Here is a 25,793-nt window from a genome sequence, read left to right as displayed (position 1 = left end):
TGGCCCGCTCCCGCCCTCCAAGACTAGTCGAGCCTGACAGGGTTGGCAGGCGGGTTTCTTAGAGACGGAGTGCTGGAGCGTCCAGCATCACGTCACCCCGTGGCACCCTGCCTGCTCATTCCCCCGAAACAGCTGTAGGGAGCGCTGAAGCTGCACGGCGGCCATGGTGGCATCGATCACCGGCAGCGAGAGCGAGGGCGCCAGGCGCAGCGCCAGCCCGGCCAACGGGCCGCCCCCCAGGATGATGCTGCTGCACTCGCCCCGCTCTGCCACCTCCCGGCAGCGCTCCAGCAGCGCCCTCTGCACAGCGGACTGGATCTCCCCCGGGTCCTCTGGCAGCGGCAGGTCGACCACATGGATGCCGGCGAGCCTTCCCTCCATGCCGTAGCCGGTCACCAACTGCTGCATGGAGGGGACTACGGCCGGCGAGAAGGAGACGATGGCGAAGGGTCCGCCCAGGGCACTGGCGGTGAGCAGGGAGGCGTGGCCGATGCCTACCACCGGGCAATCCACCAGGCGCCTGAGTGCCTCGGCTCCGGTGTCGCCGAAGGAGGCCACCACAATGCCGTCGACTCCGCTCCCCCTCGCCAGCACCGTCTCTACCACGGCCTGCTCGGCCAACCGTGCATCCTCCTCGTCGATGATCAGCGGCGGCGCCCCATCGGCCTGAGTGACGACGATTTCGTCTCCTGGCAGCGCGACCCGCCAGGCGGCCGTCCCGATATGCCGGGTCACGCCGGGCGAGGAGTTGGGATTGATGACCAGAAGTCGCATTGACGTATCCCTGTCCGTTTAAAGAATGATCGAAGGCAGCCAGAGCGACAGAGCCGGGAAGACATTGATCAGCGCCAGCACCACCAGCATGGCAAGCAGGAACCAGGCCAGCGACGGGATGATCGCACCAATGCTGATGCGCGCGATCGAGCAGGTGACCAGCACCACCGAGGCCACCGGCGGGGTTTGCTGACCGATGCCGAGGTTGATGGTCACTATCAGCCCGAAGTGCACCCGGTCGATGCCCAACTGGTCGGCGAGCGGCAGGAAGATGGGCACCAGCATCAGGATCGCCGGCGTGCCGTGGACGATGGTCCCCGCCAGCAGGAAGAAGACGTTGATCGCCAGCAGCACCACCCAGTAGTTGTCGGAGATGCCCAGGATCCCTTCGGCGATGTCCTGGGGAATCCCCTTGTTGGTCAAGTACCAGCCCAGCAGCGTCGAAGTGGCAACGATGAACATCAACATGGCGCTGCGCTTTCCAGCCACGCGCAGGGTGTCGAGCAACGCACGGAAGGTCAGCGAACGATAGTAGAGCGTTGCCAGAATGATCGCCCACAGAGCCGCCACGGCTCCCGCCTCGGTAGGCGTGAAGATGCCTCCGAGGATACCGCCCAGAATCAGGATCGGCAGGGTGATGGGGATGATCGCTTCCCGCCCCGTATCGATCATGTTCTTGAAGACGAACTTGCCCTCGATGGGATAACCCTGACGCACCGATATCACGTAGGCGGTGAACATCAGCGCAAAGCAGACCACGAAACCAGGAATGATCCCTGCAGCAAATAGCTGGGCAATTGAAGTGTCCGAGACATAGGCGTAGAGGATCAGATTGAGGCTCGGCGGCACAATGATCGCCATGGTCGCCGAGGTCGCGGTGACGGCCGCGGCGAAGGCCACGGTATAGCCGCGCTTCTTCATCTGCGGGATCATCACCGAACCGATCGCTGCCGCATCCGACGTCGCGGTGCCGGAAATCTCGGAGAAGAACAGCGAGGTCAGGATGTTGACATGGGCCAGACCGCCGCGGATGTGGCCCACCAGGGAACTGGCGAAGTTGATCAGGCGCTCGGCGATGCGCCCTTGATTCATTACCTCGCCGGCGACCATGAACAGGAGCGCCGCCACCAGAAGATAGTTATTGGCCCCGCCGAAGGGCACCATTCCCATGATCTGGGGCATCACGCTGGGGTCGAGCAGGATCATGACCATTGCTGTCACGCCCAGCACGAAGGCGATCGGCATGCCGGTAAGCAGGAAGAACACCAGCATCGTCAGGATAAGGTAGCCAGGCTCCAGGGGCATCAGTCGGTCTCCGGATAGAGTTCGCTGGGAGCGATCATGCCGGTGGCTAACCCGACCAGGCGGATAGCGCAGATGATGGCGATCAAGCCACAACCGATCGGCATCGCCCAGCGGAAAAGCGCCATGGGCAGGTCAATGGAGATCAGCGAGCGCCCGTGGAAGCCCAGGCTGGCCTGCATGCCGTAGTAGGCGACCACCAGGGCAAAGGCCAGCATGAAAGCATGGTTGACGCACAGCAATATCCGCTGCACCGCCAGTGGCATGAGCCGCAGTACGCTGTCGAAGCCGAGGTGTTCGTTGATCTTCGTCAGGTAGGCAGCACCGATGAAGGTGAGCACCGCCAGCAGGTTGGCCGGCAGCTCCTCCCCCCATGACACCGAGGCATTCAGGACGAAACGCGAGAACACCGCATAGTTGAGCAGTACCAGCAGCAGGCCAGCCAGAAAGACCACCATGCTGTCGAGAAGGCGCAGGAAAAGTCGCTCTATTCCCTGAATCACGGTCGGTGTCATGGAACCTCCCTCAACGTTGGCTCATCACATCGAGCGTGACGTCAATCATGTCCTGCCCAATGGCGTTAACGAAGACTGGTTCCTTGTAGAGCGGAAGAGCGGCTTCCCGGAATGACGCAAAGTCGATCTCGTTGACCTCGATGCTGCTCTCCAACTCGGCCAGCACCGCCGCATCGGTTTCTTCGCCCCAGGTGAAGGTCCAGGGCGCCATCGCCTGGGCCACCCGCTCGAGCGCCTCGACGTCCTCCTCGTCCAGACGGTTGAGGAAGGGCTCACCGAACAGCAGGAAGGTGGGCAGATAGACATGGTTGGAGACCGACAGATAGTCCTGCACTTCGTCGAGACGCGCCGTCTTCACCACATGAGCCGGGTTCTCCTGGCCATCGATCACGCCCTGATCCAGGGCCGAGTAGACCTCACCGAAGGCCAGCGGTGTGGCGTTGGCACCCAGATGGTTGAACATGGCAACGCGCTGCCGGTTGTTCGGGGTGCGGATACGCAGGCCGTTCAGGTCCTCGGGCACCACGATCGGCCGGACGTTGTTGGTGATATTGCGAAAGCCGTTGTCCCACATCGCCAGCAGGCGCATCCCGGTACCCTGGAATCCCTCGCGCAGCAGATCGCCCGCTTCGCTCTCGGCGAAATAGGCCACATCATCGCGGTTCTCGAACAGGTAGGGCAGATCGAAGATGCCGGTTCTCGCATTGAACTGCGACGTGGCTGACGCGGCCAGGGAGGCATGGTGGGTTCCCATCCCCAGCCCCTGCAGCACGTCGTCTTCACCGCCCAGTGTGCCACCCATGAACAGACGAACGTTGAAGCGCCCTGGCGCCTCTTCCTCCAGGCGCTCGCTGAATGTCTCCAGGAAGATGTGGGCGAAGGAGCCCGACGAGTGAGTGCTGTTGATCTGGATCTCGACGGGGTTGGCGAAGGCCGTCGAAGTCGACGCCAGCGCCACCAGTGAGGTTACGACGACCAGTGGCTTGAAGGGAGTGCGGGAAGTGATGGACATGAGGAACGCCTCTTTGGATGTCGGATGTGGTGAACGGACACCAAAAAGAAATCCAATTTTCATGCCATCATTATAAGAAAAAATATTTTCACTTTATCAAACAGAAGAATAGCCCGAAAGAAAGGCGATCAAGGAGCCGACAGGACATTCAGGAAGAGTAAAATCTGCACAAGGAACGTGCACTATCACCACACCATGCACCACCCCGGCTCACTGCAGCTCGTCGAGTGCCTCGTGAATGGCCTCGATATCTGTCATCCGCTGACGCCCCGTAGCGCCGGAGAGCTCGAGCACTCGAGTGGCGAGGTAGTGGCTGAGTGCCAGCACCGCCACATGGTTGAAAAGCGGCCCCGGCGCCGCCGTGCGGCAGCGGAAATGCCAGGTAAAACGAGACTCACGTGACGCGCTCTCATCGGTAATGAAGAGCACCCTGGCCCCGCTAAGCACCAGTTGCTCGGCCACGCCCTCCAACTGTGCCGCCCGGCGCTTCATGCCGAACAGCACCACGCAGTCTTCGGGGGTGATACTGACCAGGCTCTCGGCCAGGGTCTCCGCGGCCTTGGGCAGCAGCGCGGTGTGCTCGAGCACCTGAAGGATCTGCCAGTTGAGGTATTCGGCGAAGGCGTGGCTGCTGCGGAAGCCGATGATCCACACCCGGCGCGCCGACAGCATGGCGCGAGCCACCTCATCCACCTCTCGCTGAGACACACTCGCCCCGACCTGCTGCAGGTTGGCGATGGCCTGGCCTATGTGCTGCAGAAAGCGACTGTTCTCGGAGTCGACCTGTTTGCCTTCCACCAGCAGCAGCGCCGCCCCCTCTTCCCGGTTGGCGCGCACGTGCTGGCGTGCCTCCTCGTAGGAGCGGTAGCCAAGCTTCTTGATGAAGCGGGTCACGGTGGCGTTGGAAACGTTGGCGAGCCCCGCCAGCTCCGAGGCGTTATAGCTGGCCAGTTCGCCGGGGAAATCGAGAATGAACTCCGCAAGACGGCGTTCCGTCGGGTGCAGGTTGGGCAGGGCAGACTTGATCAGAGTGACGAAAGAGGGCTTCCTGGCCGTCATGATGAACCCATCTCCAGTGCCGGTGACGCCTCACGATAGCAGAAAGCCACCCTGGAGCCTCCTGACCGGCCGACAGCGCCGATCAGCTAGCTACCCTCGACGAACGCCTGGTAGGCCTCCCAGGCGTCCTCGACGCCCGCCTCCAGGAAGCGCGCGCCGTGCTCGGCGCTGGCCAGGGAAGGGTCGGAGCCCATGCGCCCGTCCGGGAAGCGCCGTCGGAAGGTGTGGGCATCACACTGGGCGCTGCCGGTGGGCGCGAGGCGCGGCGACATGGCCACGCTTCTCACCGTCTGGGGAGCGGCGTGCCAGGCCAGCGACACCTCGGAGGCGGTGGCGTGGGCACCCTCGGCCTCACCGTAGAGGGACTCGGCCAGCTCGCGGCCGCGCCGGCCGGCGAACCAGTTGAAGAGCCGCAGGTGGAGCTCATCGGTCGGGCGGGGAGCCAGGCTGCGCTCGGCGAGCACCTCGGCGAAGGCCGCGTTCACGGTGGCAATATTGCCCCCGTGACCGTTGAGGAAGAAGACGTGGGTGAAGCCGTGATGGGCGAGTGACTCGATGGTGTCGCGCAGCACCGCGACCAGGGTGCTCGGGCGCAGGGTAAGGCTGCCGGGAAAGGCCAGGTGGTGCTGCGCCATGCCGATCGCCTGGGTCGGGCCGACCAGCACCCCGTGCCGCTCGCCCAGCGCCCAGGCGATCGCCTCGGGGCACAGGGCATCGGTGCCGATCGGGCCGTTGGGCCCGTGCTGTTCGGTGGAGCCGATGGGCAGGATGATGCCCGTCGAGTGTGCCAGGTAGGCTTCCACCTCCTGCCAGGTGGCGTGCTGCAGTCGCATCGGTGTTCTCCCGTACCGTGGTTCATGACGCCATGATGGCAGATCCGCCGGGGCGCTGTCCTTGCCCCCTTGCCAAGACACCGCCCCGGCACTGCCGCGACTTTCCCCCTCTCAGCGCTCCTTCTGGGACTCCTGCCACTCCTCCGCGGCCTCCTCGACCCCGGGCTCATCGCCGCGGTTGAGGGCCGCCTGGCGGTAGGCTTCCTCGTCGCGCACATCGTCGATCACCGTCATCAGGTCGTCGACATCGACCGGCGCGGTGTCATGCACGAAGCAGCCGGTGAGCTCGCTCTCCGGGTGCAGCTCGCCCGCCTCATAGAGCGCCCAGATCTCCTTGCCATAGTCGGTGACCAGAAGCTCCGGCGCGAAGCGGCCGAAGTAGCGGCGCATGTTGTCCACGTCGCGCTCGAACATCCACTCGGCGCTGTTATTGCCGGCGGCATCCACCGCCTGGGGCAGGTCGATGATCACCGGGCCATCGGTGGCCAGCAGCACGTTGAACTCGGAGAGGTCGCCGTGGATCAGGCCGGCGCACAGCATCTTCACCACGTCACGGATGATCTTGGCGTAGTACTCCCGGGCCTGCTCGGGACTCAGGGTGACGTCATCCAGGCGCGGGGCCGTGAGGCCCTCGGCGTCGGAGATCATCTCCATCAGCAGCACGCCGTCGATGAAGCCGTAGGGCTTGGGCACCCGCACGTCCGCCGCGGCCAGCCGGTAGAGGGCATCGACCTCGGCGTTGAGCCAGGCCTGCTCCTGCTCCTTCTGGCCGAAGCGGGTCTTCTTGGCCATGGCCCGGGAGCGGCGGCTGTTGCGCTCGCGGCGCCCCTCCTGGTACTGCACGGCCTGCTTGAAGCTGCGCTGCTTGGCCTCCTTGAAGACCTTGGCGCAGCGCCGCTCCCCGTGGGAGAGCACCACATAGACCTGGGCCTCTTTTCCGCTCATCAGCTGGCTTTCGACCGCCTCGATCAGGCCGTCGTCCACCAGCGGCTGCAGTCGCTTGGGTATCTTCATCTGTCCCTCTGGGGTTCGCCGATGCGCCTCAGTGGCTGACGCGCCGGGCGCGGAAAGTGCGCCCCTTGATTCTGCCGTTGATCAGTCGCTCCAGGGCCTGGTCGGCCACCTCGCGCTGAACGGCCACGTAGGCGCTGTTGGCCAGCACCTTGATCCTGCCCACCTGATCGCCGGCCAGGCCCGCCTCGCCGGTCAGGGCGCCGAGGATATCCCCGGGGCGCACCTTCTGCTTCTTGCCGGCCCCGATCTGCAGGGTCGCCATGGGCGGTGCCAGGGGCTCGCGGGAAAGCACCGCGCGGGGCGGCAGCGAGGCCTCCTCGAGAGGCTCGCCCAGGAAATCGGTCAGGCGCGCCAGCCGGTAGTCCTCGGACTCGCCGACCAGGGTGCAGGCGATGCCGGCGCTGCCGGCCCGGCCGGTGCGCCCGACGCGGTGCACGTGCACCTCGAGATCCCGGGCGATCTGATAGTTGAACACCGCATCCAGCTCGGCAATGTCGAGCCCGCGGGCCGCCACGTCGGTGGCCACCAGGATGGAGGCGCTGCGGTTCGCGAACAGCACCAGCAGGCGGTCGCGGTCGGCCTGCTCCAGGTCGCCGTGCAGCGCCAGGGCGCTGAAGCCCGCCGCCTCAAGCGCCTGGGCCACTTCGTCGGTCTCGCGCTTGGTGTTGCAGAACACCACGCTGGACGTCGGGCGAAGGTGCAGCAGCAGCCGGCACAGCCCCTCCAGGCGCGCCGCGTCGCCGTCGGCGACGCGGTAGACACGCTCATGAATGCTGCTGGCGTCGTGTGTCTCGGCCACCTCCACCGTCACCGGCTCACGCATCAGCGCCGCGGCCACGGGTCGCACGGCGTCGGAGAAGGTGGCGCTGAACAGCAGCGTCTGGCGGGAAGCCGGGGTCTCGGCGACGATCGCCTCGAGGCTCGCCTGGAAGCCCATGTCGAGCATGCGGTCGGCCTCGTCCAGCACCAGGGTCGCAAGCCCGTCGAGGGCGAGCGAGCCCTTGCGCAGATGCTCCTCGATCCGCCCCGGGGTGCCCACCACGATATGCGCGCCGTGGGCCAGGGAGGCAAGCTGCGGGCCGAAGGGGGCGCCGCCGCACAGGGTCAGTACCTTGACGTTGGGCAGGCCGCGCGCCAGCCGACGCAGTTCGCCGGCCACCTGGTCGGCCAGCTCCCGGGTCGGGCAGAGGATGAGCCCCTGCACCGCGAAGCTGGCGAGCTCGAGCCGCGAGAGCAGCCCCAGGCCGAAGGCCGCGGTCTTGCCGGAGCCGGTCTTCGCCCGGGCGATCACATCGTGGCCGGCCAGGATAGGCGGCAGGCTCTCGGCCTGGATCGGCGTCATGGCGGCGAAACCCAGGGAGGCGAGGTTGTCGAGCAGCTCCGGTGCCAGCGGCAGCATGGCGAAGGCGGCATCGGGGGAGGAATCAGACAAGGGAACATCCTGCAGACAAGATAGGGGGCGCCGGCGACAGCGATCGAGCCGGGGTCGATGACGGCCGGGCTCGACAATGAAGAACAGCGAAGGCCGGGCGGCATGGGCCGGGGAAGCGGGAGAGTGGAAGGCCTGCAGGATAGCAGAAAGCCGACCGGCACGCTGTAGATACCGACTGCCAGCTGGCTCGCCGCCGCAGGCACGAGCGGATGGGAATCACGGCTGCCGCGTGGCCAGCACCTCGCCGCCCTGCAGCGCTGGACCTTCGACTCTCTGCTGATCAGCTTCGCCCTGCGCCTGGCCAACTGAGGGGGCGGCGGCCCACCCCACCCTGTGCCATAGTGGAGCCATGCACATCGACGCGCCCACCAAGGAAAGGACACCGCTATGCAGGAACGTGAAGTCGATATCGCCATCATCGGCGCCGGCAGTGCCGGCCTGAGCGCCTGGCACGCCGCCCGCAAGCACAGCGACAGCGTGCTGATGATCGAGGGGGGCGAGTACGGCACCACCTGCGCCCGGGTGGGCTGCATGCCCTCCAAGCTGCTGATCGCCGCCGCCGAGGCGGCCCACCACGCCCGCGATGCCGGCGGCTTCGGCGTGCGCACGGGCCCCGTGGAGGTGGATGGCCGCGCCGTCATGGAGCGCGTCCAGCGCAAACGCGACGGCTTCGTGGGTAGCGTGATGAAGACGGTGGAGCGCCTGGGCGAGGCCAACCGCCTCGAGGGCCATGCGCGCTTCGAGGAGCCGCACACCCTGAACGTCGGTGACCATACCCGCGTGACGGCACGCACCATCATCATCGCCACCGGCTCGCGCGGCACCTGGCCGGGCTTCTTCGAGGCGGCAGGCGACCGGCTGGTCACCAACGACGCCGTCTTCGAGTGGGACGACCTGCCCGAGTCCGTCGCCGTGTTCGGCCCCGGGGTGATTGGCCTGGAGCTCGGCCAGGCGCTCCACCGGCTGGGCGTGCGGCTGCGGGTCTTTGGCGTGGGCGGCGCCCTGGGCCCCTTCCGGGACGAGGTGGTGAGGGACTACGCCGATCGCACCTTCAACGAGGAGTTCTACGTCGACCCCGACGCCAAGGTGGAGAGCATCGAGCGCGACGGCGACGCCGTGGTGATCACCTTCGTCGAGCGCGACACCGGCAAGCGCCTCACCGAGCGCTTCGACTACCTGCTCGCGGCCACCGGCCGGCGTCCCAACGTCGACCGGCTCGACCTGGAGAACGCGGGCCTGGCGCTGGACGACAAGGGCGTGCCGTACTACAACCGCTTTACCCTGCAGTGCCGCAATGCCGATGACAGCCCCAGCCACGTCTTCATCGCCGGCGATGCCAACCAGGCGCTGCCGCTGCTGCACGTGGCCAATACCGAGGGGCGGATCGCCGGCGACAACGCCGGGCGCTTTCCCGAGCTGCGCGCCGGGCGGCGCAACGTGCCGCTGGCCATCGTCTTCACCGAGCCGCAGATGGCCACCATTGGCGAGGGCTATGCCGAGCTGGAGAAGCGCCTGGGCGGCTGCGACTGCCTGGCCGTGGGCGAGGCCTCCTTCGAGGACCAGGGGCGCGCCGTGGTGATGCGCCAGAATCGGGGCCTGATGCGCCTCTACGCCGAGCACGGCTCGGGCCTGTTCCTGGGCGCCGAACTGTTTGGCCCCCGGGTGGAGCACATGGCGCACCTGCTGGCCTGGATGCTGGAAGAGAAGCCCAGCGTGAGCCGCATCCTCGAGATGCCCTTCTACCATCCGGTGCTCGAGGAGGGGCTGCGCAGCGCCCTCCGCGATCTCAATGCCAACCTGCAGCAGGGCCCGGCGATCACCGAGCGCTGCATGGAGTGTGGGCCGGGCGACTGAGCCTTGCCCGTGCCCCGCCCGGGCCAGGTGCCCGGGTCTCCTCGCCGGCCTTGCCCTCAGGCCCGCACCGGCAGCCGGGCGGCATCGGCGGCCTCGAGCACCTCGCGGATCTGATCGCCCTCCAGCGTCTCGCGCGTCTCCAGCGCCGCGGCCAGCGCGTCCAGCGCCACGCGATGCTGCTCCAGCAGCCGGCGCCCCCGGGCCTCCATCTCGCCCAGCAGCCGGCGAATCTCCTCGTCCACCAGGCCGGCGGTGGCCTCGCTGTGCTCGCGCAGCTGGGTCATCTCGCGCCCCAGGAAGGCATGCTCCTGTCCCTGGGAGAGCGCCACCGGGCCGATACGCTCGCTCATGCCCCAGCGCGCCACCATGCGCCGCGCCAGGTAGGTCGCCTGCTCCAGATCGTTCTCCGCGCCACTGCTCAACTCGCCGAAGACGATCGACTCGGCCAGCCGGCCGCCGAACATCACCGTCAGGCGGTCGTGCAGCCAGGACTCGCTGTAGTTGACCCGCTCCTCGTCCGGCACCTGGGCGGTGACGCCCAGGGTGCGCCCCCGGGGCAGGATGGTGACCTTCTCCAGCCGGTCGGCGTGGGGCAGCAGGTGGGCCAGCAGCGCATGCCCCGCCTCGTGGAAGGCCACCACACGGCGCTGGGCCTCGGAGAGCCCCAGGTCGCGCTCCTCGCCCAGCATCACCCGGTCACGGGCGTCGACGAAGCAGGCCCAGTCGAGGTCGGCCCGACCCCGCCGCCCGGCCAGCAGCGCCGCCTCGTTGGCCAGGTTGGCCAGATCCGCCCCCGAGAAGCCGATGGTGATCTCGGCCAGCCGCGCCAGGTCCACGTCGGCGGCCAGCGGCATCTGCCGGGTATGCACCTTGAGGATCGCCTCGCGGGCATCGCGATGGGGGTTCTCCAGGGTCACCTTGCGGTCGAAGCGTCCCGGACGCAGCAGCGCCGGGTCGAGCACGTCGGGGCGGTTGGTGGCGGCCAGCACGACCACCGACTCGTGGCCCTCGAAGCCATCCAGCTCGGCGAGGATCTGGTTGAGGGTCTGCTCGCGCTCGTCGTGGCCGCCGCCGACCCCGGTGCCCCGGGTGCGGCCGATGGAGTCGATCTCGTCGATGAACACCACCGAGGGCGCCTTCTCCTTGGCCTGGCGGAACAGGTCGCGCACCCGCGAGGCCCCCACCCCCACGAACATCTCGATGAACTCCGAGCCGCTGATGCTGAAGAAGGGCACCCCGGCCTCGCCGGCCACCGCCCTGGCCATCAGCGTCTTGCCGGTGCCCGGCGGGCCCATCATCAGGATGCCGCGGGGAATGCGCGCGCCCAGCGCCTGGAAGCGCGCGGGCTCCTTGAGGAATTCGATCACCTCGAGGATATCGCGCTTGGCGTTCTCGGAGCCCGCCACGTCGGCCAGCTTCACCTTGCTCTGCTGGGGCTCCACCAGGCGCGCCCGGGACCGGCCCATGCCGAAGGTGCCACCGCCACCGGTCAGGCGCTCCTGCATGCGGTTCCAGAACCAGAACAGCAGCGCCAGCATCAGCAGCAAGGGCACCACGCCGGCCAGCAGGCGCTGCCACAGCGCGGGATCCGTCGGTCGCGCCGCGATCCGCACGCCGTGGCTCTCCAGGCGCTCCAGCAGGCGTTCGCTCTCCACATCCGGCCGCGTGGTGGAGAAGGCCTCGGCCTCGCCGAGGTCGAGGTCCAGCCGGCCCGAATCGCTGAAGCGCCCCTCGAGGGACTGGCCGCGTAACGTCACCTCGTCGACGTGGCCGGCGTCCACCGCCTCCAGGAAGTCGGAATAGGTCAGCTCGACCCGCGCCTGGTGCTGGGTGCCCTCCAGGTACTGGAACATCACCAGGATCACGAAGGCCATCCACACGAACAGCAGCCACTGCTGGCGAGGCGAGCCGGGGGAAGGCTCCTGCCCTTGGGTCGGCGGCTGCCGAGGATCGGGGCGAGGCGCGGGCGGCGGGGCAGAAGGCGCAGGAACGGCCATGGCAGACTCGAGGTGGCGGGACTCTTACACAACCATGGCCCCGAGCCCGCGCCCTGGCAAGGCCCGCGCCATGGCCGGGCATGGGCGGCGCCCAGTGGCTGTGCGATAGTGACGGACAGCGACCGTTCCATCAGGAGAGTGTGATGAGCCCTTCGCCCCCTGCCAAGCTCAGGCCACTGGCCGCCTGGCTGCTGTGCCTGGCCCTGCTGCTGCCAGTGCCGCTACCGGCCGACGAACGGCTGCTGCGTCCCACCCTCGGCCTGGCGCTGGGCTCTGGTGGGGCCAACGGCCTGGCACACATCGCCGTGCTGCAGGTCTTCGATGATCTCGAGATCGTCCCCGATCGCATCGCCGGTACCAGTATCGGCGCGGTGATCGGAGGGCTCTATGCGGCGGGGCTCTCCGCCGACGAGATACAGAACATCTTCGACGACGTGGCGGGCTCGCCGCTGGATGCCCTCTCGGGTCTCGCCGGCTCGGAGCTGGACCTGGTGGACCTGCTGCAGCTCGGCCTGAGTGACGGCGGCCTGTTCGACTCCGGGGGCTTCCTGCGTTTCCTGGCCGGGCACACCGAGGCGCGCACCTTCGACGACCTGCGCATTCCGCTCTCGGTGGTGGCCACCGACTACTGGACCGGCGACAGCATAGCGATCAAGGAGGGTCCTCTCTTCCCGGCCATCGAGGCGAGCATGGCAGTGCCTGGGCTGTTCTCGCCGGTGCACCGCGGCGAGCAGTTGCTGATCGACGGCGGCACCTCCAACCCCCTGCCCTATGATCTGCTGCTCGACGACATGGACCTGGTGATCGCGGTGGACGTCTCCGGCGCCCGCCACCCGGACAGCGACCCCGAGCCCGGCATCACCGATCTGCTGTTCAAGACGTTCAGCATCATGCAGCAGTCGCTGATCCGGCAGGCGCTGGCGCATCGACGCCCGCACCTCTATCTCAAGCCGGAGGCCGTGGGGGTGCGCCTGCTGCACTTCAACCGCATTCACGAGATCCTCGCCGAGGCCGAGCCGGTAGCCGACGACCTGCGCGACCAGTTGACGATCTGGCTGGCAATCCAGTCCGATGCCGATGCCATCCCCTGAGCCGCTTGGGGCTATGCTCAAGGGGCCAACCACGAAGCACCCAGGAGGGCCCGCGATGGCCGACACCACGTCACGGCTGACATCCCTCAAGGCACGGATCACCAAGCTGGCCGACATGGCCGGCAGCGACAGGGAGGGAGAAGCTCGCGGCCTCGCCGCCGAGCTCTCTTCCGAGCTCGACCGGCTCATGGCAGAGACCCCGGCGCCTTCAGGCGGCGAACCGGACCGGCAGCGGCCGCCACCCAAGGCCCCGCGCGACGATGTCGAGCGCTGCCCGGTCTGCTCGCTGCGCAGCTTCCACTTCCAGAAGGGCTCGATCCGCGAGAGCGCCGATGGCGGCTTTGAAGCGTTCTATCGCTGCGGCAGCTGCGCCCATGAGGGTTGGCGGGAGATCCCGTGACGCCGGATACCCCCGGCCGGGGGCAGATGGGTCTCGGCGCAGCGGATCCGCGGCACGCCTCTACGACGGACTACGTTGAAGTGTGCGGCCAGAGGGCTGGTAGGGTGACCTGATAAGCCAGCAGGAGACGTTTCCTTGCCCATACGACACGCCAAGACGCCCCTGGCCAGCCTGCTACCCACCCTGGGGCTGGCCGGGCTTATGCTCGCCGGCTGCGGCCAGGAGAGTCCGCGTCTCGCCTCTCCCGAGGAGAGCGGCATCCTGAAGGTGGCCACCCGCAATGCGGCCACCACCTGGTACCTGGATCGCGATGAGGCCCCCGCCGGCCCCGAGCACGACCTGGTCAGCCGCTTCGCCGAATCACGGGGCTGGCAGGTAGAGTGGGCGGTGCATGATGCCGTCGCCGAGGTGCTCCAGGCCCTGGAAGCGGGTGAGGTCCATATGGCCGCCGCCGGCCTGACCCACCTGCCCTCCCGCAACGAGCGCTTCCTGCCGGGGCCGGCGCACACCGCCATTGTCGAGCAGCTGGTCTGCCACCGGGAGGCGCGCCCGCTGCCGCGCAGCGTGGAGCAGATGGCCGAGGTGGAGATTCGCGTCACGGCGGACTCCAGCTATGCCGACAAGCTCGCGTCGCTGGTCAACGACCACAGCGGCATCACCTTTCAGGAGGACCCGCGCACCACCGAGATGCTGCTGACCGCGGTGGCCGGGCAGGAACTCGACTGCACTCTGGCTGATTCCAACATCGTGCGGGTGGTACGACGCCACTACCCCTCCCTGGAGGTCGCCCTGAACCTGACCAGCGGCGATTGGCTGGGCTGGTACCTGGCCGCCGACCAGAGTGCGCTGGCCGAGCAGACCCATGACTGGCGTAGCACTGTCGAGGCGGAAGCGGCCATCGAGGCGGTGGAGAACCGGTACTACGGCTACATCGACGAGTTCGATTTCGTCGACCTGCGGGCGCTCAACCAACGCATCGACGAGCGACTGCCCGACTTCCTGGAACTCTTCCTGATGGCAGAGCACTCCACCGGCATCCCCGCCGACCTGCTGGCCGCCCTGTCCTACCAGGAATCCCACTGGAACCCCCAGGCGGTCTCGCCCACCGGCGTGCGCGGCATCATGATGCTGACCCTCAACACCGCGCAGTCACTGGGGGTATCGGACCGCCTGGACCCGACCCAGGCGATCGACGCCGGGGCGCGCTACCTGGCCGACCGCCACCAGCGCCTGCCCGAGGAGATTCCCGAGCCCGACCGCACCTACCTGGCCCTGGCCAGCTACAACATCGGCCGCGGCCACGTGCTGGACGCCCGCGAGCTGGCCCGGGAACTCGGCAAGAACCCGGACTCCTGGGAGGACATGCAGGAAATTCTGCCGCTCAAGGCGGACAAGCGCTACTACCCCCGCACCCGCTACGGCTACGCGCGTGGCTACGAGCCGGTGCACTTCGTGCAGCGCATTCGCAACTATCGAGACGTGATCAGCGCCTCGATAGACTGAGGCAACCGGAATCCTTACCCTTGATGCTGGGCACCGAGACCCTGGAACATCTGACGAAGGTCAACAGTTGAACGCTCGCCGATGGCGGCAAAGTTTTCATCCAGCCAGCCTGAGACGGTTTCGCGGCCGATATCGCGCAGCTTGGTAAGAAACTCCCATTCGGCATTCATCTTCGATGAAGCCCCCAGCGGTTTAAGCTCCGCCTGGTTTTCCACGACGTGCACCCGCACCTGACGGTATTCATCGGCCGATAGCTTGCCCTGGCAGATAAGCCGGTCGACGAAATCGATACCCCGCAGCTCCTTGAGCAGGCTGCTGTTGAAACTGATCTCGTTCATCCGGTTCTGTATGTCCTGGGGATTCCTTGGCGCCCCCTTGCGCTCGATCGGATTGATCTGAATCACCACGATATCGTTGGTATCGTTCTCGGCATGAAAGGGAAACAGCGCCGGATTACCCATATAGCCGCCGTCCCAGTAGGGCACGCCGTCGATCTCGACCGCCTGGTAGAGATGGGGCAGACAGGCCGAGGCCATCAACATATCCACCGTCAATTCCTCTCGAGGGAAGACCTTGACGTTGCCGCTCTCCACGTTGGTAGCCGAAACGAACAGTTTGAACGCCGTGCATTTACGCACCATGTCGAAATCGATGCACTTCTCCACCATATCGCGTAATGGATTGATCTTCATGGGATTAAGCTGATAGGGCGAAGCCACACGGGAAAGCGCATCCATCGCGTGATAAACAGGATTGTTCTCCAGCCCCCAGTTACCGATCAGCACGTCGTATGGCGTACGTTTCAGCGGGCTGTTCTTCGCACCGTCACCCATGCATCGCCAGAAATGCTCGAGGGCCGCGCGCCCGCCCTCGGGGCCATCCCGGGTGAAGCCATCGGCCATCGCCACCGCGTTCATCGCCCCCGCCGATGTGCCCGACACACCGGCGATTCGCAAGCGTCCATCCTCAAGAATCCGATCCAGAACCCCCCAGGTGAAAGCGCCATGCGCACCTCCGCCCTGAAGGGCGAGGTTAATGAGTTTGGGTGTCTGTACCATGTGATCGGTCCTGTTGGGTGATGGATAGCCCGGGCATCGAGGCCGGCAAGAAGGTCACGGAAGGACCGGACGCATGAGCTATCCACAGTATGAAGACAGGACGAGGAGGGGTGTCTGTACGCTAACGGACATAGCGCCCTGACAGACTCGTCAGGTCCCGCAGAAGGGCCCGAACTGGTAGAAGCGCCGACACTGGAACTCGGCCTCGCAGGACGACAGCTGTGACTGGTAGCGGCTGGAACGGGCAGCGACCTGGCTGGCCGCCCGCTGCACGGCGGGCTTGCCGCGGTAGCTGCCGCGCCGGTAGCCGCCGGCCCCCTCGTGATAGGCCAGATAGAGATGCTCGGGGTTGTGAAGCGAGATACCTGCCTGCCGCTGGCTGCGCGCGTTGTACCAACCGATGAAGTCGGTGGCGTGCTTCATGTGGCTGCGCCGGGCCAGCGTGCCACCGGCCTCATCGCGATACTCGCCCCACACCGGATCCAGAGCCTGGGCATAGCCCCGCGCCGAGGAGGGCCTCGGCCCCGGGATGAATCCCAGGTAACGCTTGCGCGGCGGACGCACGTGACTCTGGAAGGAGGACTCCTGCTGGATGAAGGCCATCTGGGTGGCGATGGGCGTGCCCCAGCGCTCCTGTGAGTCCCGAGCGTGGTCGTACCAGCGCGGCTGCTCGCGGAAGATCTCGCAGAGATTGCTCTGGTCCGGCGGCGGCGAGGGGGCCAGCGCCGCACAGCCGCCGAGCAGGCCCAGCGCGCCCGCAGCCAGGCCGGCGCGGATCAGCCGCCGCAGCCGCCCCTCGGCCAGGCCAGGCCCTCGCCAGCCCAGCCCGCACCTGTCAGGCCAGGGCCGCACGAATCTTCTCGGCGGCGGCGGCCAGCTCCTCGGCGGGCGCCATTTCCAGCCCCAGCACCCGAAGATCCTCCATTGCATCGAGGGGCGTCAGATGGATATGCACGTGGGGCACCTCCAGGCCGACGATCAGCAGCCCCACCCGCTGGCAGGGGAAGGCGCGCTTGATCCCCTTGGTCACTCGCTGTGACACCGCCATCAGGTGCGCGGTCAGGTCGGCCGGCAGGTCATCCCAGTGGTCGATCTCCTCCCGGGGGATCACCAGCACATGGCCGGGCTTCATCGGCTGAATGGTCATGATCACCACGCACTGGTCGTCCTCATGGACGAAATGGCCAGGGATCTCTCCCTGCATGATACGAGTGAAGACGCTTGCCATGGGCGCTCTCCTGGAAATGTGTACACAAGACCGACGGCAGAAACTGCAGTGTCGGCGCGAAAGCGGTATGCTGTGGGCGCAATACCCCTCAGTACGGAGCAGAATACACGATCGATCATTCATTCCAAGCCAGCACGGAGGTTCACATGAAGGTCTACAAACCTGAATGGCGGTGCACGTTTAGCGTAAACGAAGGCGCGGATGAATCGGCCAGCTGGAAGGAGCGAATTGCCTGGCAGCTGCGCGAGTTCGCCGACCGGCTCGACGGCGGCGGCAGAACCCTGAAGATCGACTGCGACGTCTCTCCCGCCGTGAGCCGGGACGAGATCGATACCTGCATGGGCAAGGGCTTTGCCGTGACCCAGAACCTGCTCACCCAGCTGGCCCAACAGGCCGCCTGTGAGGACGTCATGCGCAACGCCAAGGCCGAGCTGTTTGCGGAAGAGGAATACCAACGGCACTGACACGCGCCGTCGCAGCCGCGTGCCATCCCCACGCCCCATCCGGTAGACCGGATGGGGCGTCTTCATGAGTGCCCTGCCGGATGGCAGGCCTCCCGGGTGCACCCGGCCACACGACATGCCATCCTTGGGGCCTTCGCTCGCCACCGGGTCGTGACGCCATGCCGCTTGCCATCAGCCTGATTGCCCCCTCCTCCTTCACCCCGGAAGACGTCATCGAACGCGGCGTGGAAGGCCTCGAGTCGCTGGGGGTGATGGTGCACCGGCCTGTCCCCCTGCAGCAACGCACCCGCTACCTGGCGGGCGATCGCGCGTGGCGCCTGGCCCAGCTCCATGCCGCCCACGAGGACCCCGACACCCAGGCCGTCTGGGCGGTGCGCGGTGGCTTCGGCTGCGCCCAGCTGGCGAATGACATCGACTGGGCCCTGCTGGCACGCTGCCCCAAGCCGCTGATCGGCTACTCCGACCTCACCGCCCTGCTCCACCAGTACCGCCTGCGCGGGCTCCCGGCGATCCACGGGCCGGTGATCAAGGCCGCCGGCCAACTGCTCGACGGCCCGCCAGAGGAGCGCGCCATCGTTCGCACCCAGTTCGAGGAAACCCTCGCGCTGATCCTCGGCCCGGCACCCCTCGACTACCCGCTGGCTCCCTGGGGCGACACCCCGGCCCGACAGGAAGGCCCGCTGGTGGGCGGCAATCTCGTCACCCTGGCCAGCCTCGCCGGCACCCCGCTGGCCTTCCGCGCCCCGCCGGGCGCCCTGGTGATCCTCGAGGACGTGGGCGAGTCCTACTATCGCCTGGAGCGCGCCCTCTGGCAGCTGGTCCAGGCCGGCGCCCTGGATGAGGCCGGCGCCGTCTGCCTGGGCACCTTCGAGGGGTGTCGCGCCTTTGATACTACCCCGCTGGAAGCAATCATCGCCGAGACCCTGGCTCCCCTGGGACTGCCGCTCTACCACGGCCTGCCGGTGGGCCACGGCCTGCACAACCGCCCCTGGCGATATGGCGCCACCGGTGTCATCGAAGGCTCTTGCCTGAGGGTACTCGGTGAATGAAGGGGCTCCTCGGGGTCCAGTAACGGGACCGTTAACGCTCCATTAGACGATTATCGCCATATTGCGCCGATCGTCGGCGATCTTCAGCCAGGGGTTGCCGCATACCTCAGGGGCAGTTACCATGCAAGCCTTGTGGCATGTTATTGCATTGCAGCATTCGCGGCCCGCACCACGAGAAACCTGAGGTAACCCCATGGGAACCCGATTGAAACTGTTCCTTGCCTGCTGCCTGACAGGCGCGCTGATCCTCGGCACCCAGGCGGTCATGGCCCATGAGGCCGAGACCCAGGAAGGCATCGCCTCCTTCTATCACGACAAGTTTAATGGCCGGATCACCGCCAGCGGCGAGCCGTTCGATCAGAACCAGATGACCGCCGCCCACCCCAACCTGCCCTTCGGCACCGAGGTGGTGGTGACCCGCCCGGACACCGGTCGCGAAGTCACGGTGGTGATCAACGATCGCGGACCCTTCGTGAAGGGACGCGTCATCGACCTTTCCAAGCGGGCCGCCCGTGAGTTGGGCATCCTCAATCGCGGACTGGCGCCGGTGATCATTACCGCCATCAACTGAAACGGCGGTTCCGATCAGCGGCCGCCGGCGATCTGGTTGGCGAAATCGTGGTTGACGTCGCGATGCTCAGCCTCGTCGGCCCGCACCGCCACGACTACCTCGCGTAGCCGAGCATCCGCCGGCAGCTTCCAGTAGTCGATGGCAATCTGCGGCGCCGGGATATTCTCGTACTTTCCGCCATCGATGCCCTCGAGATACTCGGTATAGCTCACCACCGCCTCCTCCTCGAGATAGCCCACCACCCGGTGGGCCGTCTTGCTTGAACACAGGTAGAGCAGGAAGAAGAGGTTGTAGAACACTCCCTGAGCCAGCACGATCAGGCCCCGTTCCAGTCGGGAGGGTCGCGCCACCTCGATGAAGGTCATCAGATGCATGCGCTCGTTCTCGGCCTCGTCGAGCAGGGTGCGAATCCAGCCATCATCGCCCTTCAATTTCCGCAGCGCACGCAGGTGCTGCAGCGCGCCGCCGACCATGCCCGGCACGGCCGCCACCGTCTCCAGTACCACGGCGCGGTGGCCGTAGCGTCCGGCGAAGAACAGATCGGCGAAGACGCGCATGAAGCGCACCAGCCGGTAGGCGAACCAGTCGGCGACCCCGTTGGGGCGATGATGGCGGCGAAGGGGCGTTTCGGACGACGATGACGCCTCACTGGAACTCATGTAGCGCTCTCCTTGCATTGGTGGCTGGGCAGTGGCAAGGCCCGGCGATGACCAGATAGACACCTTTCAAGGACTGCCGATATGCCGGGGGGTTCCCCTCGCCAAGGACGGCCCGAGCGACCCCGAGCGGTCAGCTCGCAGCGTCGAGCCGATCCTGAGTCCGCGTCTCGAAATCGCCAGCGTCGTGACGCTCCTGGAGTTGCATCTCCGGCTCACCGAAGGTGCGGTTGACCATGCGCCCGCGCTTTACCGCCGGCCGGGCGTCGATCTCCTCGGCCCAGCGCAGCACGTGCCGATACTCCTGCACCTGCAGGAACTCACCGGCATCGTAGAGCCGCCCCAGCACCAGCTGGCCGTACCAGGGCCAGCTGGCGATATCGGCGATGGTATAGGCGTCGCCCCCCAGGTAGCGGCTCTCGCCCAGGCGGCGGTCCAGGACATCGAGCTGACGCTTGGCCTCCATGGCGAAGCGGTTGATGGGGTACTCGAACGGCTCCGGCGCATAAGCATAGAAGTGGCCGAAGCCGCCGCCCAGGTAGGGCGCGCTGCCCATCTGCCAGAACAGCCAGTTGAGGGTCTCGGTGCGCTCGGCATGCCCCCCGGGGAGGAACTCGCCGAACTTCTCGGCCAGGTAGAGCAGGATCGCACCGGACTCGAAGACCCGCTGGGGCGGGTCGACGGAGTGGTCCATCAGCGCCGGGATCTTGGAGTTGGGGTTGGCCGCCACGAAGCCGCTGCCGAACTGGTCGCCGTCGCCGATGCGGAGCAGCCAGGCGTCGTACTCGGCGCCGGCGTGGCCCAGCGCCAGCAGCTCCTCGAGCATCACCGTGACCTTGACCCCGTTGGGGGTCCCCATGGAGTAAAGCTGCAGCGGGTGCTGGCCCACCGGCAGCGCCTTGTCGTGGGTGGGTCCGGCGATGGGCCGGTTGATGCTGGCGAACTTGCCGCCGCTGGGCTGCTCCCACTTCCATACCCGGGGCGGAACGTAGGCGTCGTGATCGCTCATGCTGGCTCCTCGCTGAGTAAAGGCACAGCGAGCACCATACCCCGAGGCGCCGGTCGCTTCGAGCCCGGCGGCCCGACGCAGGGAAGGCCAGAAACGCGAACAGCCGCCCGAGGGCGGCTGTTCTGGAAGACTGACCTGGAGAAGCGTCATGCTGGTACCGGCGGCCGGACTCGAACCGGCAAGAGGTTGCCCCCGGGAGATTTTGAATCTCCTGCGTCTACCAATTTCGCCACGCCGGCAACGCGTGAAGCATTATACGTGGGCCCTTCAGCAGGTCAATCTGGGTCCTGACTTCGCCCCCTCGAGCCGGTATCCTTAGCGGCTTGCCCAGAACCACCGGATTCCGATACCGCATGCAGCGCGCCGACTTCCACTTCGAGCTTCCCGACGAGCTGATCGCCCGATACCCCTCCGAGCAGCGCACCGACTGTCGCCTGCTCTGCGTCGACGGCCCCAGCGGCGCGCTGACCCATCGTCGCTTTCCGGACCTGCTCGAACTGCTCGAGCCCGGCGACCTGCTGGTGTTCAACGACACCCGGGTGATACCGGCGCGGCTGCACGGCCACAAGGCCAGTGGCGGCCGGGTGGAGATGCTGCTGGAGCGCCCGCTGGATGCCCACCGCGGCCTGGCCCATCTGCGCTCCAGCAAGTCGCCCAGGCCCGGCACGGAACTGATCTTCGAGGGCGATGTGCGCGCCGTGGTGGAGGGACGCCGCGACGCCCTCTTCGAGCTGCGCTTCCTCGGCGAGACCCCGTTGATCGAACTGCTGGAGCAGTACGGCCATATGCCGCTGCCCCCCTATATCGACCGTGATGACGAACTGGCAGACCGCGACCGCTACCAGACCGTCTATGCCCGCCGCGACGGCGCGGTGGCCGCCCCCACCGCCGGGCTGCACTTCGACGAGCCGCTGCTCGAGCGGCTTGCCGCCAGGGGCGTGGAGCGCGCCTTCGTCACCCTGCACGTGGGCGCCGGCACCTTCCAGCCGGTGCGTGCCGACGACATCCGCGAGCATGTCATGCACAGCGAGTGGCTGGAGGTGGACGAAGAGGCCTGCGCGAAGGTGCGCGCCGCCCGGGCCATCGGCCGCCGAGTGATCGCCGTGGGCACCACGAGCGTGCGCTGCCTGGAGAGCGCCTGCATGAAGAGTGACACCGGCGAGATTGCCCCCTATCGCGGCGAGACCGATATCTTCATCTATCCGGGCTACGAGTGGCGCTGCGTCGATGCCCTGATCACCAACTTCCACCTGCCGGAATCCACCCTGCTGATGCTGGTTTCCTCGTTTGCAGGCTTCGACACCACCATGGCGGCCTACCGCGAGGCAGTCGCCGAGCGCTACGCCTTCTTCAGCTATGGCGATGCGATGTACTTGACCCGCAAGGAGCGCTGTGACCATGCGTAACGAATGCTTCATGACCTTCGAGCGCCTGGCCAGCGATGGCCGGGCCCGCCGCGGCCGCCTCACCTTCCCCCGCGGCACGGTGGAGACCCCCGCCTTCATGCCGGTCGGCACCTACGGCACCGTCAAGGGCATGACCCCGGCGTCCGTGGAGGAGATCGGCGCCGAGATCATCCTCGGCAACACCTTCCACCTGTGGCTGCGGCCGGGCATGGAGGTGATCGAGGCCCACGGCGACCTCCACGACTTCGCCCAGTGGCAGAAGCCGATCCTCACCGACTCCGGCGGCTTCCAGGTCTTCTCGCTGGGCGCCATGCGCAAGATCACCGAGCAGGGCGTGCACTTCCGCTCTCCGGTGGACGGCGCCAAGGTGTTCATGGGGCCCGAGGAGTCCATGGCCGTCCAGCGCTCGCTGGGCTCCGACGTGGTGATGATCTTCGACGAGTGCACCCCCTACCCGGCCACCGAGAAGGAGGCGCGCCTCTCCATGGAGCGCTCGCTGCGCTGGGCACAGCGCTCCCGCGACGCCCATGGTAACTCTCCCTCGGCGCTGTTCGGCATCGTCCAGGGCGGCATGTACCCCCAACTGCGCGAGCAGTCCCTCAAGGGATTGATGGAGATCGGCTTCGAGGGCCTGGCCATCGGCGGCCTCTCGGTGGGCGAGCCCAAGGAGGAGATGATCCAGGTGCTGGATTACCTGCCCACCTGGATGCCCGAGGAGACGCCCCGCTACCTGATGGGAGTGGGCAAGCCCGAGGACCTGGTGGAGGGCGTGCGCCGCGGCATCGACATGTTCGACTGCGTGATGCCCACCCGCAACGCGCGCAACGGCCACCTGTTCACCTTTGATGGCACGGTGAAGATCCGCAATGCCAGGCACCGCCACGATACCGGCCCGCTGGAGACCGATTGCGACTGCTACACCTGCCAGCACTTCTCCCGGGCCTACCTGCACCACCTGGAGCGCTGCAACGAGATGCTCGGCTCGATGCTCAATACCATCCACAACCTGCGCCACTACCAGCGCCTGATGGCCGGTTTGCGCGGTGCCATCGAAGCGGGTACATTGGCGAACTTCGTGGAAGGCTTCTATGCACGGCGCGGCCTGCCGGTGCCTCCCACCCCGAATTGATAGCGGCCGTCAGCGCTCCACGAGGGGGGCTATGCCGGTCGCCACTGCCCCGCCAAGGCGGGGCAGTTAACCTTATCCATCCCAACCAGGAGACACCCACCCATGCTGGATTTCTTCATCGCTCCGGCCTATGCCCAGGATGCCGCTGCCGGCAGCGGCATGGCCCAGATCGTCATGCTGGTCGGCTTCGTTGCCATCTTCTACTTCCTGCTGTGGCGCCCCCAGGCCAAGCGGGCCAAGCAGCACAAGCAGCTGATCGGCGGGCTCTCCAAGGGTGACGAGATCGTCATCGGCGGTGGCGTGCTGGGCCGTATCACCAAGGTGAGCGACGACAGCGAGTTCCTGACCCTGGAGATCGCCGAGGGCACCCAGATCAACGTGCAGAAGAACGCCGTGGCCGCGGTCCTGCCCAAGGGCACCATCAAGGCCATCTGAAGCGTGTCCTTCCGGCCCCGCCTCTCGGCGGGGCTGCTTTCGATCGCCGCGGCAACCCCGCGGCGATCATGACGTCCAGACGTCATCTTTCTAACGTCCGCAACGCACGTCGTCAGCAAACGTTGTCAGCAACCTGAGGGCAGGGCTCGCATGCTCAACCGTTACCCAATGTGGAAGTATCTGCTGATACTGATCGTTCTCGCCGTCGGCCTGGTCTACTCGCTGCCCAACCTCTATCCCGAAGATCCGGCGGTACAGATAAGCAGCGGCCGAGGCGATGCCACACTCGATCAGCGCCAGCTCGAACGCGTTCAGGACTCACTGCGCGAGGCTGGCATCACCATCAAATCCGTGGAGAGCAGCGAGAGCAGCATTCTGATCCGCCTCGGCGACGCCGACGAGCAGCTCCAGGCCCGCGACCGCATCGCCGCCATGCTCGATGACGACTTCGTGGTGGCGCTGAACCTCGCCGAGTCCACCCCGGGCTGGCTGCAGGCGCTTTCCGCCTCGCCCATGACTCTGGGCCTCGACCTGCGCGGCGGTGTGCACTTCCTGCTGGAGGTGGACATGGACGCCGCCGTGACCCAGCGCCTCGAGGTCAACGCCAGCGCCATGCGCGAGCAGCTGCGCAGCGAGCGCATCCGCTATCGCGGCACCGAGATCGAGGGGCGCACCCTCACGCTGACCTTCACCAGCGAGGAGGACCGCGACGCGGCCCGCCGCCTGATCAGCCGCGAGTTCCGCGACTTCGACTACCAGAACGTGGGCGACGGTCGCGGCGCAGCGCTGTCCATGACCCTCACCGACCAGGCGGTCAACGAGATCCAGGACTACGCGGTCAACCAGAACCTCACCACCCTGCGCAACCGGGTGGACGAGCTGGGCGTGGCCGAGCCCATGGTGCAGCGCCAGGGCCCCGATCGTATCGTGGTGGAGCTGCCCGGCGTGCAGGACACCGTAGCCGCCAAGCGGGTGGTGGGCGCCACCGCCAACCTGGAGTTCCGCCTCGAGGCGCGCCCGGACACCCCGGACGCCGAGACCGAGGCCTTCGTGTTCCGCAACGACGAGTCCCGCACCGCCGACCTGATGCGCGACGTCATCATCACCGGCGACAGCGTATCCAGCGCCAGCCGCAGCTTCGACGAGAGCGGGCGCCCCCAGGTCAACATCAATCTGGATGGCACCGGCGGCACCCTGATGAACCGTGCCACCCGCACCAACATCGGCCGCAACATGGCGGTGCTGTTCATCGAGCACAAGACCCGCGACAGCGTGGAGGTGGTCGACGGCGAGGAGGTCATCGTCCGCGAGCCCTACACCGAACGCGGCCTGATCAGCCTGGCCACCATCCAGAGCGCCCTGGGCAACAGCTTCCGCATCACCGGGCTCGACTCCCCCACGGAAGCCGCCGAGCTCGCCCTGCTGCTGCGCTCCGGCTCGCTGGCCGCGCCCATCTACTTCGTCCAGGAGCGCACCATCGGCCCGAGCCTGGGCGCCGAGAACATCAAGCGCGGCGTGATGTCGGTGCAGATCGGCCTGCTGCTGGTGGTGCTGTTCATGCTGATCCGCTACAAGGTGTTCGGCCTCATCGCCAACGTGGCGCTGGCCCTCAACCTGACCCTGCTGATGGCGGCCATGTCGATGCTCGGCGCCACCCTCACCCTGCCCGGTATCGCCGGCATCGTGCTGACGCTGGGCATGGCGGTGGACGCCAACGTCCTGATATTCGAACGCATACGCGAGGAGCTGCGCGGCGGGCTCTCGATACAGCAGGCGATCCATGCCGGCTACGAGCGCGCTTTCACCTCCATCGTCGACGCCAATATCACTACCCTGCTGGTGGCGGTGATCCTGTTCTCGATCGGAACCGGGCCGGTCAAGGGCTTCGCGGTGACCCTGTCGCTGGGGATCATCACCTCGCTGTTCACCGCCCTGCTGGTGACACGCGCGATGGTGAACCTCGTCTACGGCGGCAAGCCGGTCAAGAAGCTCTGGATATAAG

Annotated in this window: 25 protein-coding genes and 1 tRNA gene; 11 read left to right on the top strand and 15 right to left on the bottom strand. The window is 66.8% G+C overall.

From position 1 onward, the window contains the following. Positions 1–87 precede the first annotated feature (87 nt). From IBX53_RS01055 to dbpA, 8 genes are all read right to left on the bottom strand, one after another. The gene (locus IBX53_RS01055) at positions 88–774 is read right to left on the bottom strand and encodes an aspartate/glutamate racemase family protein (RefSeq protein ID WP_290903979.1); all 687 of its coding nucleotides are present in this window, start codon (positions 772–774) and stop codon (positions 88–90) included. An 18-nt stretch (positions 775–792) separates the two neighbouring features. Beyond that, positions 793–2,079, bottom strand: a complete 1,287-nt coding sequence (locus IBX53_RS01050) for a TRAP transporter large permease (RefSeq protein WP_290903977.1) — start codon at positions 2,077–2,079, stop codon at positions 793–795. Then, entirely contained in the window at positions 2,079–2,591 is a 513-nt protein-coding gene (locus IBX53_RS01045; RefSeq protein WP_290903975.1) for a TRAP transporter small permease, read from the bottom strand. The genes IBX53_RS01050 and IBX53_RS01045 overlap by 1 nt, the downstream gene beginning before the upstream one ends. A 10-nt stretch (positions 2,592–2,601) precedes the next feature. Beyond that, positions 2,602–3,603, bottom strand: coding sequence for a TRAP transporter substrate-binding protein (locus IBX53_RS01040; protein WP_290903972.1), 1,002 nt, complete (start codon positions 3,601–3,603; stop codon positions 2,602–2,604). 210 nt (positions 3,604–3,813) lie between these two features. Further along, positions 3,814–4,662, bottom strand: coding sequence for a MurR/RpiR family transcriptional regulator (locus IBX53_RS01035; protein WP_290903970.1), 849 nt, complete (start codon positions 4,660–4,662; stop codon positions 3,814–3,816). 86 nt (positions 4,663–4,748) lie between these two features. Then, entirely contained in the window at positions 4,749–5,495 is a 747-nt protein-coding gene (locus tag IBX53_RS01030; RefSeq protein WP_290903967.1) for a creatininase family protein, read from the bottom strand. 111 nt (positions 5,496–5,606) lie between these two features. Then, positions 5,607–6,509, bottom strand: a complete 903-nt coding sequence (locus IBX53_RS01025) for a PA4780 family RIO1-like protein kinase (RefSeq protein ID WP_290903964.1) — start codon at positions 6,507–6,509, stop codon at positions 5,607–5,609. Between the two features lie 28 nt (positions 6,510–6,537). Next, positions 6,538–7,908, bottom strand: coding sequence for an ATP-dependent RNA helicase DbpA (gene dbpA, locus IBX53_RS01020; protein WP_290903990.1), 1,371 nt, complete (start codon positions 7,906–7,908; stop codon positions 6,538–6,540). A 420-nt stretch (positions 7,909–8,328) separates the two neighbouring features. Between dbpA and IBX53_RS01015 the strand changes: the two genes are divergently transcribed. Next, entirely contained in the window at positions 8,329–9,795 is a 1,467-nt protein-coding gene (locus IBX53_RS01015) for a dihydrolipoyl dehydrogenase (protein WP_290903961.1), read from the top strand. A 56-nt stretch (positions 9,796–9,851) separates the two neighbouring features. Here IBX53_RS01015 and ftsH read toward each other — a convergent pair whose 3' ends face one another. After that, the gene (ftsH, locus tag IBX53_RS01010) at positions 9,852–11,792 is read right to left on the bottom strand and encodes an ATP-dependent zinc metalloprotease FtsH (RefSeq protein ID WP_290903958.1); all 1,941 of its coding nucleotides are present in this window, start codon (positions 11,790–11,792) and stop codon (positions 9,852–9,854) included. A gap of 143 nt (positions 11,793–11,935) precedes the next feature. On the opposite strand from ftsH, the gene IBX53_RS01005 reads away from it, so the two are divergent. From IBX53_RS01005 to mltF, 3 genes are all read left to right on the top strand, one after another. Further along, complete coding sequence (locus tag IBX53_RS01005) at positions 11,936–12,883, top strand: patatin-like phospholipase family protein (RefSeq protein ID WP_290903957.1); 948 nt, start codon at positions 11,936–11,938, stop codon at positions 12,881–12,883. Positions 12,884–12,938: 55 nt separating this feature from the next. Next, positions 12,939–13,283: a hypothetical protein gene (locus IBX53_RS01000; RefSeq protein ID WP_290903956.1), complete on the top strand. Its 345-nt coding sequence runs from the start codon at positions 12,939–12,941 to the stop codon at positions 13,281–13,283. Positions 13,284–13,418: 135 nt separating this feature from the next. Beyond that, entirely contained in the window at positions 13,419–14,786 is a 1,368-nt protein-coding gene (mltF, locus tag IBX53_RS00995) for a membrane-bound lytic murein transglycosylase MltF (protein ID WP_290903953.1), read from the top strand. Positions 14,787–14,800: 14 nt separating this feature from the next. Here the strand turns inward: mltF and IBX53_RS00990 are convergent, their stop codons facing one another. From IBX53_RS00990 to IBX53_RS00980, 3 genes are all read right to left on the bottom strand, one after another. Next, complete coding sequence (locus IBX53_RS00990; protein ID WP_290903950.1) at positions 14,801–15,844, bottom strand: patatin-like phospholipase family protein; 1,044 nt, start codon at positions 15,842–15,844, stop codon at positions 14,801–14,803. A 150-nt stretch (positions 15,845–15,994) separates the two neighbouring features. Continuing rightward, on the bottom strand, positions 15,995–16,633 hold the full coding sequence (locus IBX53_RS00985; RefSeq protein WP_290903987.1) for a lysozyme-like domain containing protein: 639 nt from the start codon (positions 16,631–16,633) through the stop codon (positions 15,995–15,997). Positions 16,634–16,679: 46 nt separating this feature from the next. Further along, positions 16,680–17,072, bottom strand: a complete 393-nt coding sequence (locus tag IBX53_RS00980) for an HIT family protein (protein WP_290903948.1) — start codon at positions 17,070–17,072, stop codon at positions 16,680–16,682. Positions 17,073–17,218: 146 nt separating this feature from the next. Between IBX53_RS00980 and IBX53_RS00975 the strand changes: the two genes are divergently transcribed. From IBX53_RS00975 to IBX53_RS00965, 3 genes are all read left to right on the top strand, one after another. Continuing rightward, positions 17,219–17,536 carry a hypothetical protein gene (locus IBX53_RS00975; RefSeq protein WP_290903945.1) on the top strand — a complete coding sequence of 106 codons (318 nt, stop codon included), beginning with the start codon at positions 17,219–17,221 and terminating at the stop codon, positions 17,534–17,536. A gap of 158 nt (positions 17,537–17,694) precedes the next feature. Then, on the top strand, positions 17,695–18,585 hold the full coding sequence (locus IBX53_RS00970; RefSeq protein ID WP_290903942.1) for an LD-carboxypeptidase: 891 nt from the start codon (positions 17,695–17,697) through the stop codon (positions 18,583–18,585). A 265-nt stretch (positions 18,586–18,850) separates the two neighbouring features. Further along, positions 18,851–19,156 (top strand): septal ring lytic transglycosylase RlpA family protein, encoded by a 306-nt coding sequence (locus IBX53_RS00965; protein ID WP_290903985.1) that lies wholly within the window; start codon positions 18,851–18,853, stop codon positions 19,154–19,156. 14 nt (positions 19,157–19,170) lie between these two features. Here the strand turns inward: IBX53_RS00965 and IBX53_RS00960 are convergent, their stop codons facing one another. The 3 genes from IBX53_RS00960 to IBX53_RS00950 form a co-directional block, all read right to left on the bottom strand. After that, positions 19,171–19,815 (bottom strand): alternative oxidase, encoded by a 645-nt coding sequence (locus IBX53_RS00960; protein ID WP_290903940.1) that lies wholly within the window; start codon positions 19,813–19,815, stop codon positions 19,171–19,173. Positions 19,816–19,945: 130 nt separating this feature from the next. Then, positions 19,946–20,821: a glutathione-dependent disulfide-bond oxidoreductase gene (yghU, locus tag IBX53_RS00955; RefSeq protein WP_290903938.1), complete on the bottom strand. Its 876-nt coding sequence runs from the start codon at positions 20,819–20,821 to the stop codon at positions 19,946–19,948. A 152-nt stretch (positions 20,822–20,973) separates the two neighbouring features. Continuing rightward, positions 20,974–21,060 (bottom strand) — tRNA-Leu (locus IBX53_RS00950). Between the two features lie 114 nt (positions 21,061–21,174). On the opposite strand from IBX53_RS00950, the gene queA reads away from it, so the two are divergent. The 4 genes from queA (at position 21,175) to secD (ending at position 25,792) form a co-directional block, all read left to right on the top strand. After that, entirely contained in the window at positions 21,175–22,227 is a 1,053-nt protein-coding gene (gene queA / locus IBX53_RS00945; RefSeq protein WP_290903936.1) for a tRNA preQ1(34) S-adenosylmethionine ribosyltransferase-isomerase QueA, read from the top strand. Positions 22,228–22,237: 10 nt separating this feature from the next. After that, positions 22,238–23,356, top strand: coding sequence for a tRNA guanosine(34) transglycosylase Tgt (gene tgt / locus IBX53_RS00940; protein ID WP_290903983.1), 1,119 nt, complete (start codon positions 22,238–22,240; stop codon positions 23,354–23,356). 102 nt (positions 23,357–23,458) lie between these two features. Beyond that, entirely contained in the window at positions 23,459–23,791 is a 333-nt protein-coding gene (gene yajC / locus IBX53_RS00935) for a preprotein translocase subunit YajC (RefSeq protein WP_290903934.1), read from the top strand. Between the two features lie 150 nt (positions 23,792–23,941). After that, positions 23,942–25,792: a protein translocase subunit SecD gene (secD, locus tag IBX53_RS00930; protein WP_290903931.1), complete on the top strand. Its 1,851-nt coding sequence runs from the start codon at positions 23,942–23,944 to the stop codon at positions 25,790–25,792. The last annotated feature ends 1 nt before the right edge of the window (position 25,793 follow it).

The sequence above is a fragment of the Halomonas sp. genome (genome assembly GCF_014859505.1).
In the GTDB taxonomy this organism is placed as follows: Bacteria; Pseudomonadota; Gammaproteobacteria; order Pseudomonadales; family Halomonadaceae; genus Halomonas.
This window is presented reverse-complemented; position numbering and strand designations above follow the sequence as displayed.

What these genes read in the sequence shown, in the direction of transcription:
- tgt (WP_290903983.1), top strand. Translation starts at nt 22,238, where the DNA reads ATGACCTTCGAGCGCCTGGCCAGCGATGGCCGGGCCCGCCGCGGCCGC.
- IBX53_RS00990 (WP_290903950.1), bottom strand. Translation starts at nt 15,844, where the DNA reads ATGGTACAGACACCCAAACTCATTAACCTCGCCCTTCAGGGCGGAGGT.
- IBX53_RS00975 (WP_290903945.1), top strand. Translation starts at nt 17,219, where the DNA reads ATGAAGGTCTACAAACCTGAATGGCGGTGCACGTTTAGCGTAAACGAA.
- IBX53_RS01040 (WP_290903972.1), bottom strand. Translation starts at nt 3,603, where the DNA reads ATGTCCATCACTTCCCGCACTCCCTTCAAGCCACTGGTCGTCGTAACC.
- IBX53_RS01015 (WP_290903961.1), top strand. Translation starts at nt 8,329, where the DNA reads ATGCAGGAACGTGAAGTCGATATCGCCATCATCGGCGCCGGCAGTGCC.
- IBX53_RS01055 (WP_290903979.1), bottom strand. Translation starts at nt 774, where the DNA reads ATGCGACTTCTGGTCATCAATCCCAACTCCTCGCCCGGCGTGACCCGG.
- queA (WP_290903936.1), top strand. Translation starts at nt 21,175, where the DNA reads ATGCAGCGCGCCGACTTCCACTTCGAGCTTCCCGACGAGCTGATCGCC.
- IBX53_RS01025 (WP_290903964.1), bottom strand. Translation starts at nt 6,509, where the DNA reads ATGAAGATACCCAAGCGACTGCAGCCGCTGGTGGACGACGGCCTGATC.
- IBX53_RS00960 (WP_290903940.1), bottom strand. Translation starts at nt 19,815, where the DNA reads ATGAGTTCCAGTGAGGCGTCATCGTCGTCCGAAACGCCCCTTCGCCGC.
- IBX53_RS00970 (WP_290903942.1), top strand. Translation starts at nt 17,695, where the DNA reads ATGCCGCTTGCCATCAGCCTGATTGCCCCCTCCTCCTTCACCCCGGAA.
- IBX53_RS01030 (WP_290903967.1), bottom strand. Translation starts at nt 5,495, where the DNA reads ATGCGACTGCAGCACGCCACCTGGCAGGAGGTGGAAGCCTACCTGGCA.
- IBX53_RS01000 (WP_290903956.1), top strand. Translation starts at nt 12,939, where the DNA reads ATGGCCGACACCACGTCACGGCTGACATCCCTCAAGGCACGGATCACC.
- dbpA (WP_290903990.1), bottom strand. Translation starts at nt 7,908, where the DNA reads ATGCTGCCGCTGGCACCGGAGCTGCTCGACAACCTCGCCTCCCTGGGT.
- IBX53_RS01035 (WP_290903970.1), bottom strand. Translation starts at nt 4,662, where the DNA reads ATGACGGCCAGGAAGCCCTCTTTCGTCACTCTGATCAAGTCTGCCCTG.
- secD (WP_290903931.1), top strand. Translation starts at nt 23,942, where the DNA reads ATGCTCAACCGTTACCCAATGTGGAAGTATCTGCTGATACTGATCGTT.
- IBX53_RS00965 (WP_290903985.1), top strand. Translation starts at nt 18,851, where the DNA reads ATGGCCCATGAGGCCGAGACCCAGGAAGGCATCGCCTCCTTCTATCAC.
- IBX53_RS00980 (WP_290903948.1), bottom strand. Translation starts at nt 17,072, where the DNA reads ATGGCAAGCGTCTTCACTCGTATCATGCAGGGAGAGATCCCTGGCCAT.
- yghU (WP_290903938.1), bottom strand. Translation starts at nt 20,821, where the DNA reads ATGAGCGATCACGACGCCTACGTTCCGCCCCGGGTATGGAAGTGGGAG.
- IBX53_RS01045 (WP_290903975.1), bottom strand. Translation starts at nt 2,591, where the DNA reads ATGACACCGACCGTGATTCAGGGAATAGAGCGACTTTTCCTGCGCCTT.
- IBX53_RS01005 (WP_290903957.1), top strand. Translation starts at nt 11,936, where the DNA reads ATGAGCCCTTCGCCCCCTGCCAAGCTCAGGCCACTGGCCGCCTGGCTG.
- ftsH (WP_290903958.1), bottom strand. Translation starts at nt 11,792, where the DNA reads ATGGCCGTTCCTGCGCCTTCTGCCCCGCCGCCCGCGCCTCGCCCCGAT.
- yajC (WP_290903934.1), top strand. Translation starts at nt 23,459, where the DNA reads ATGCTGGATTTCTTCATCGCTCCGGCCTATGCCCAGGATGCCGCTGCC.
- IBX53_RS01050 (WP_290903977.1), bottom strand. Translation starts at nt 2,079, where the DNA reads ATGCCCCTGGAGCCTGGCTACCTTATCCTGACGATGCTGGTGTTCTTC.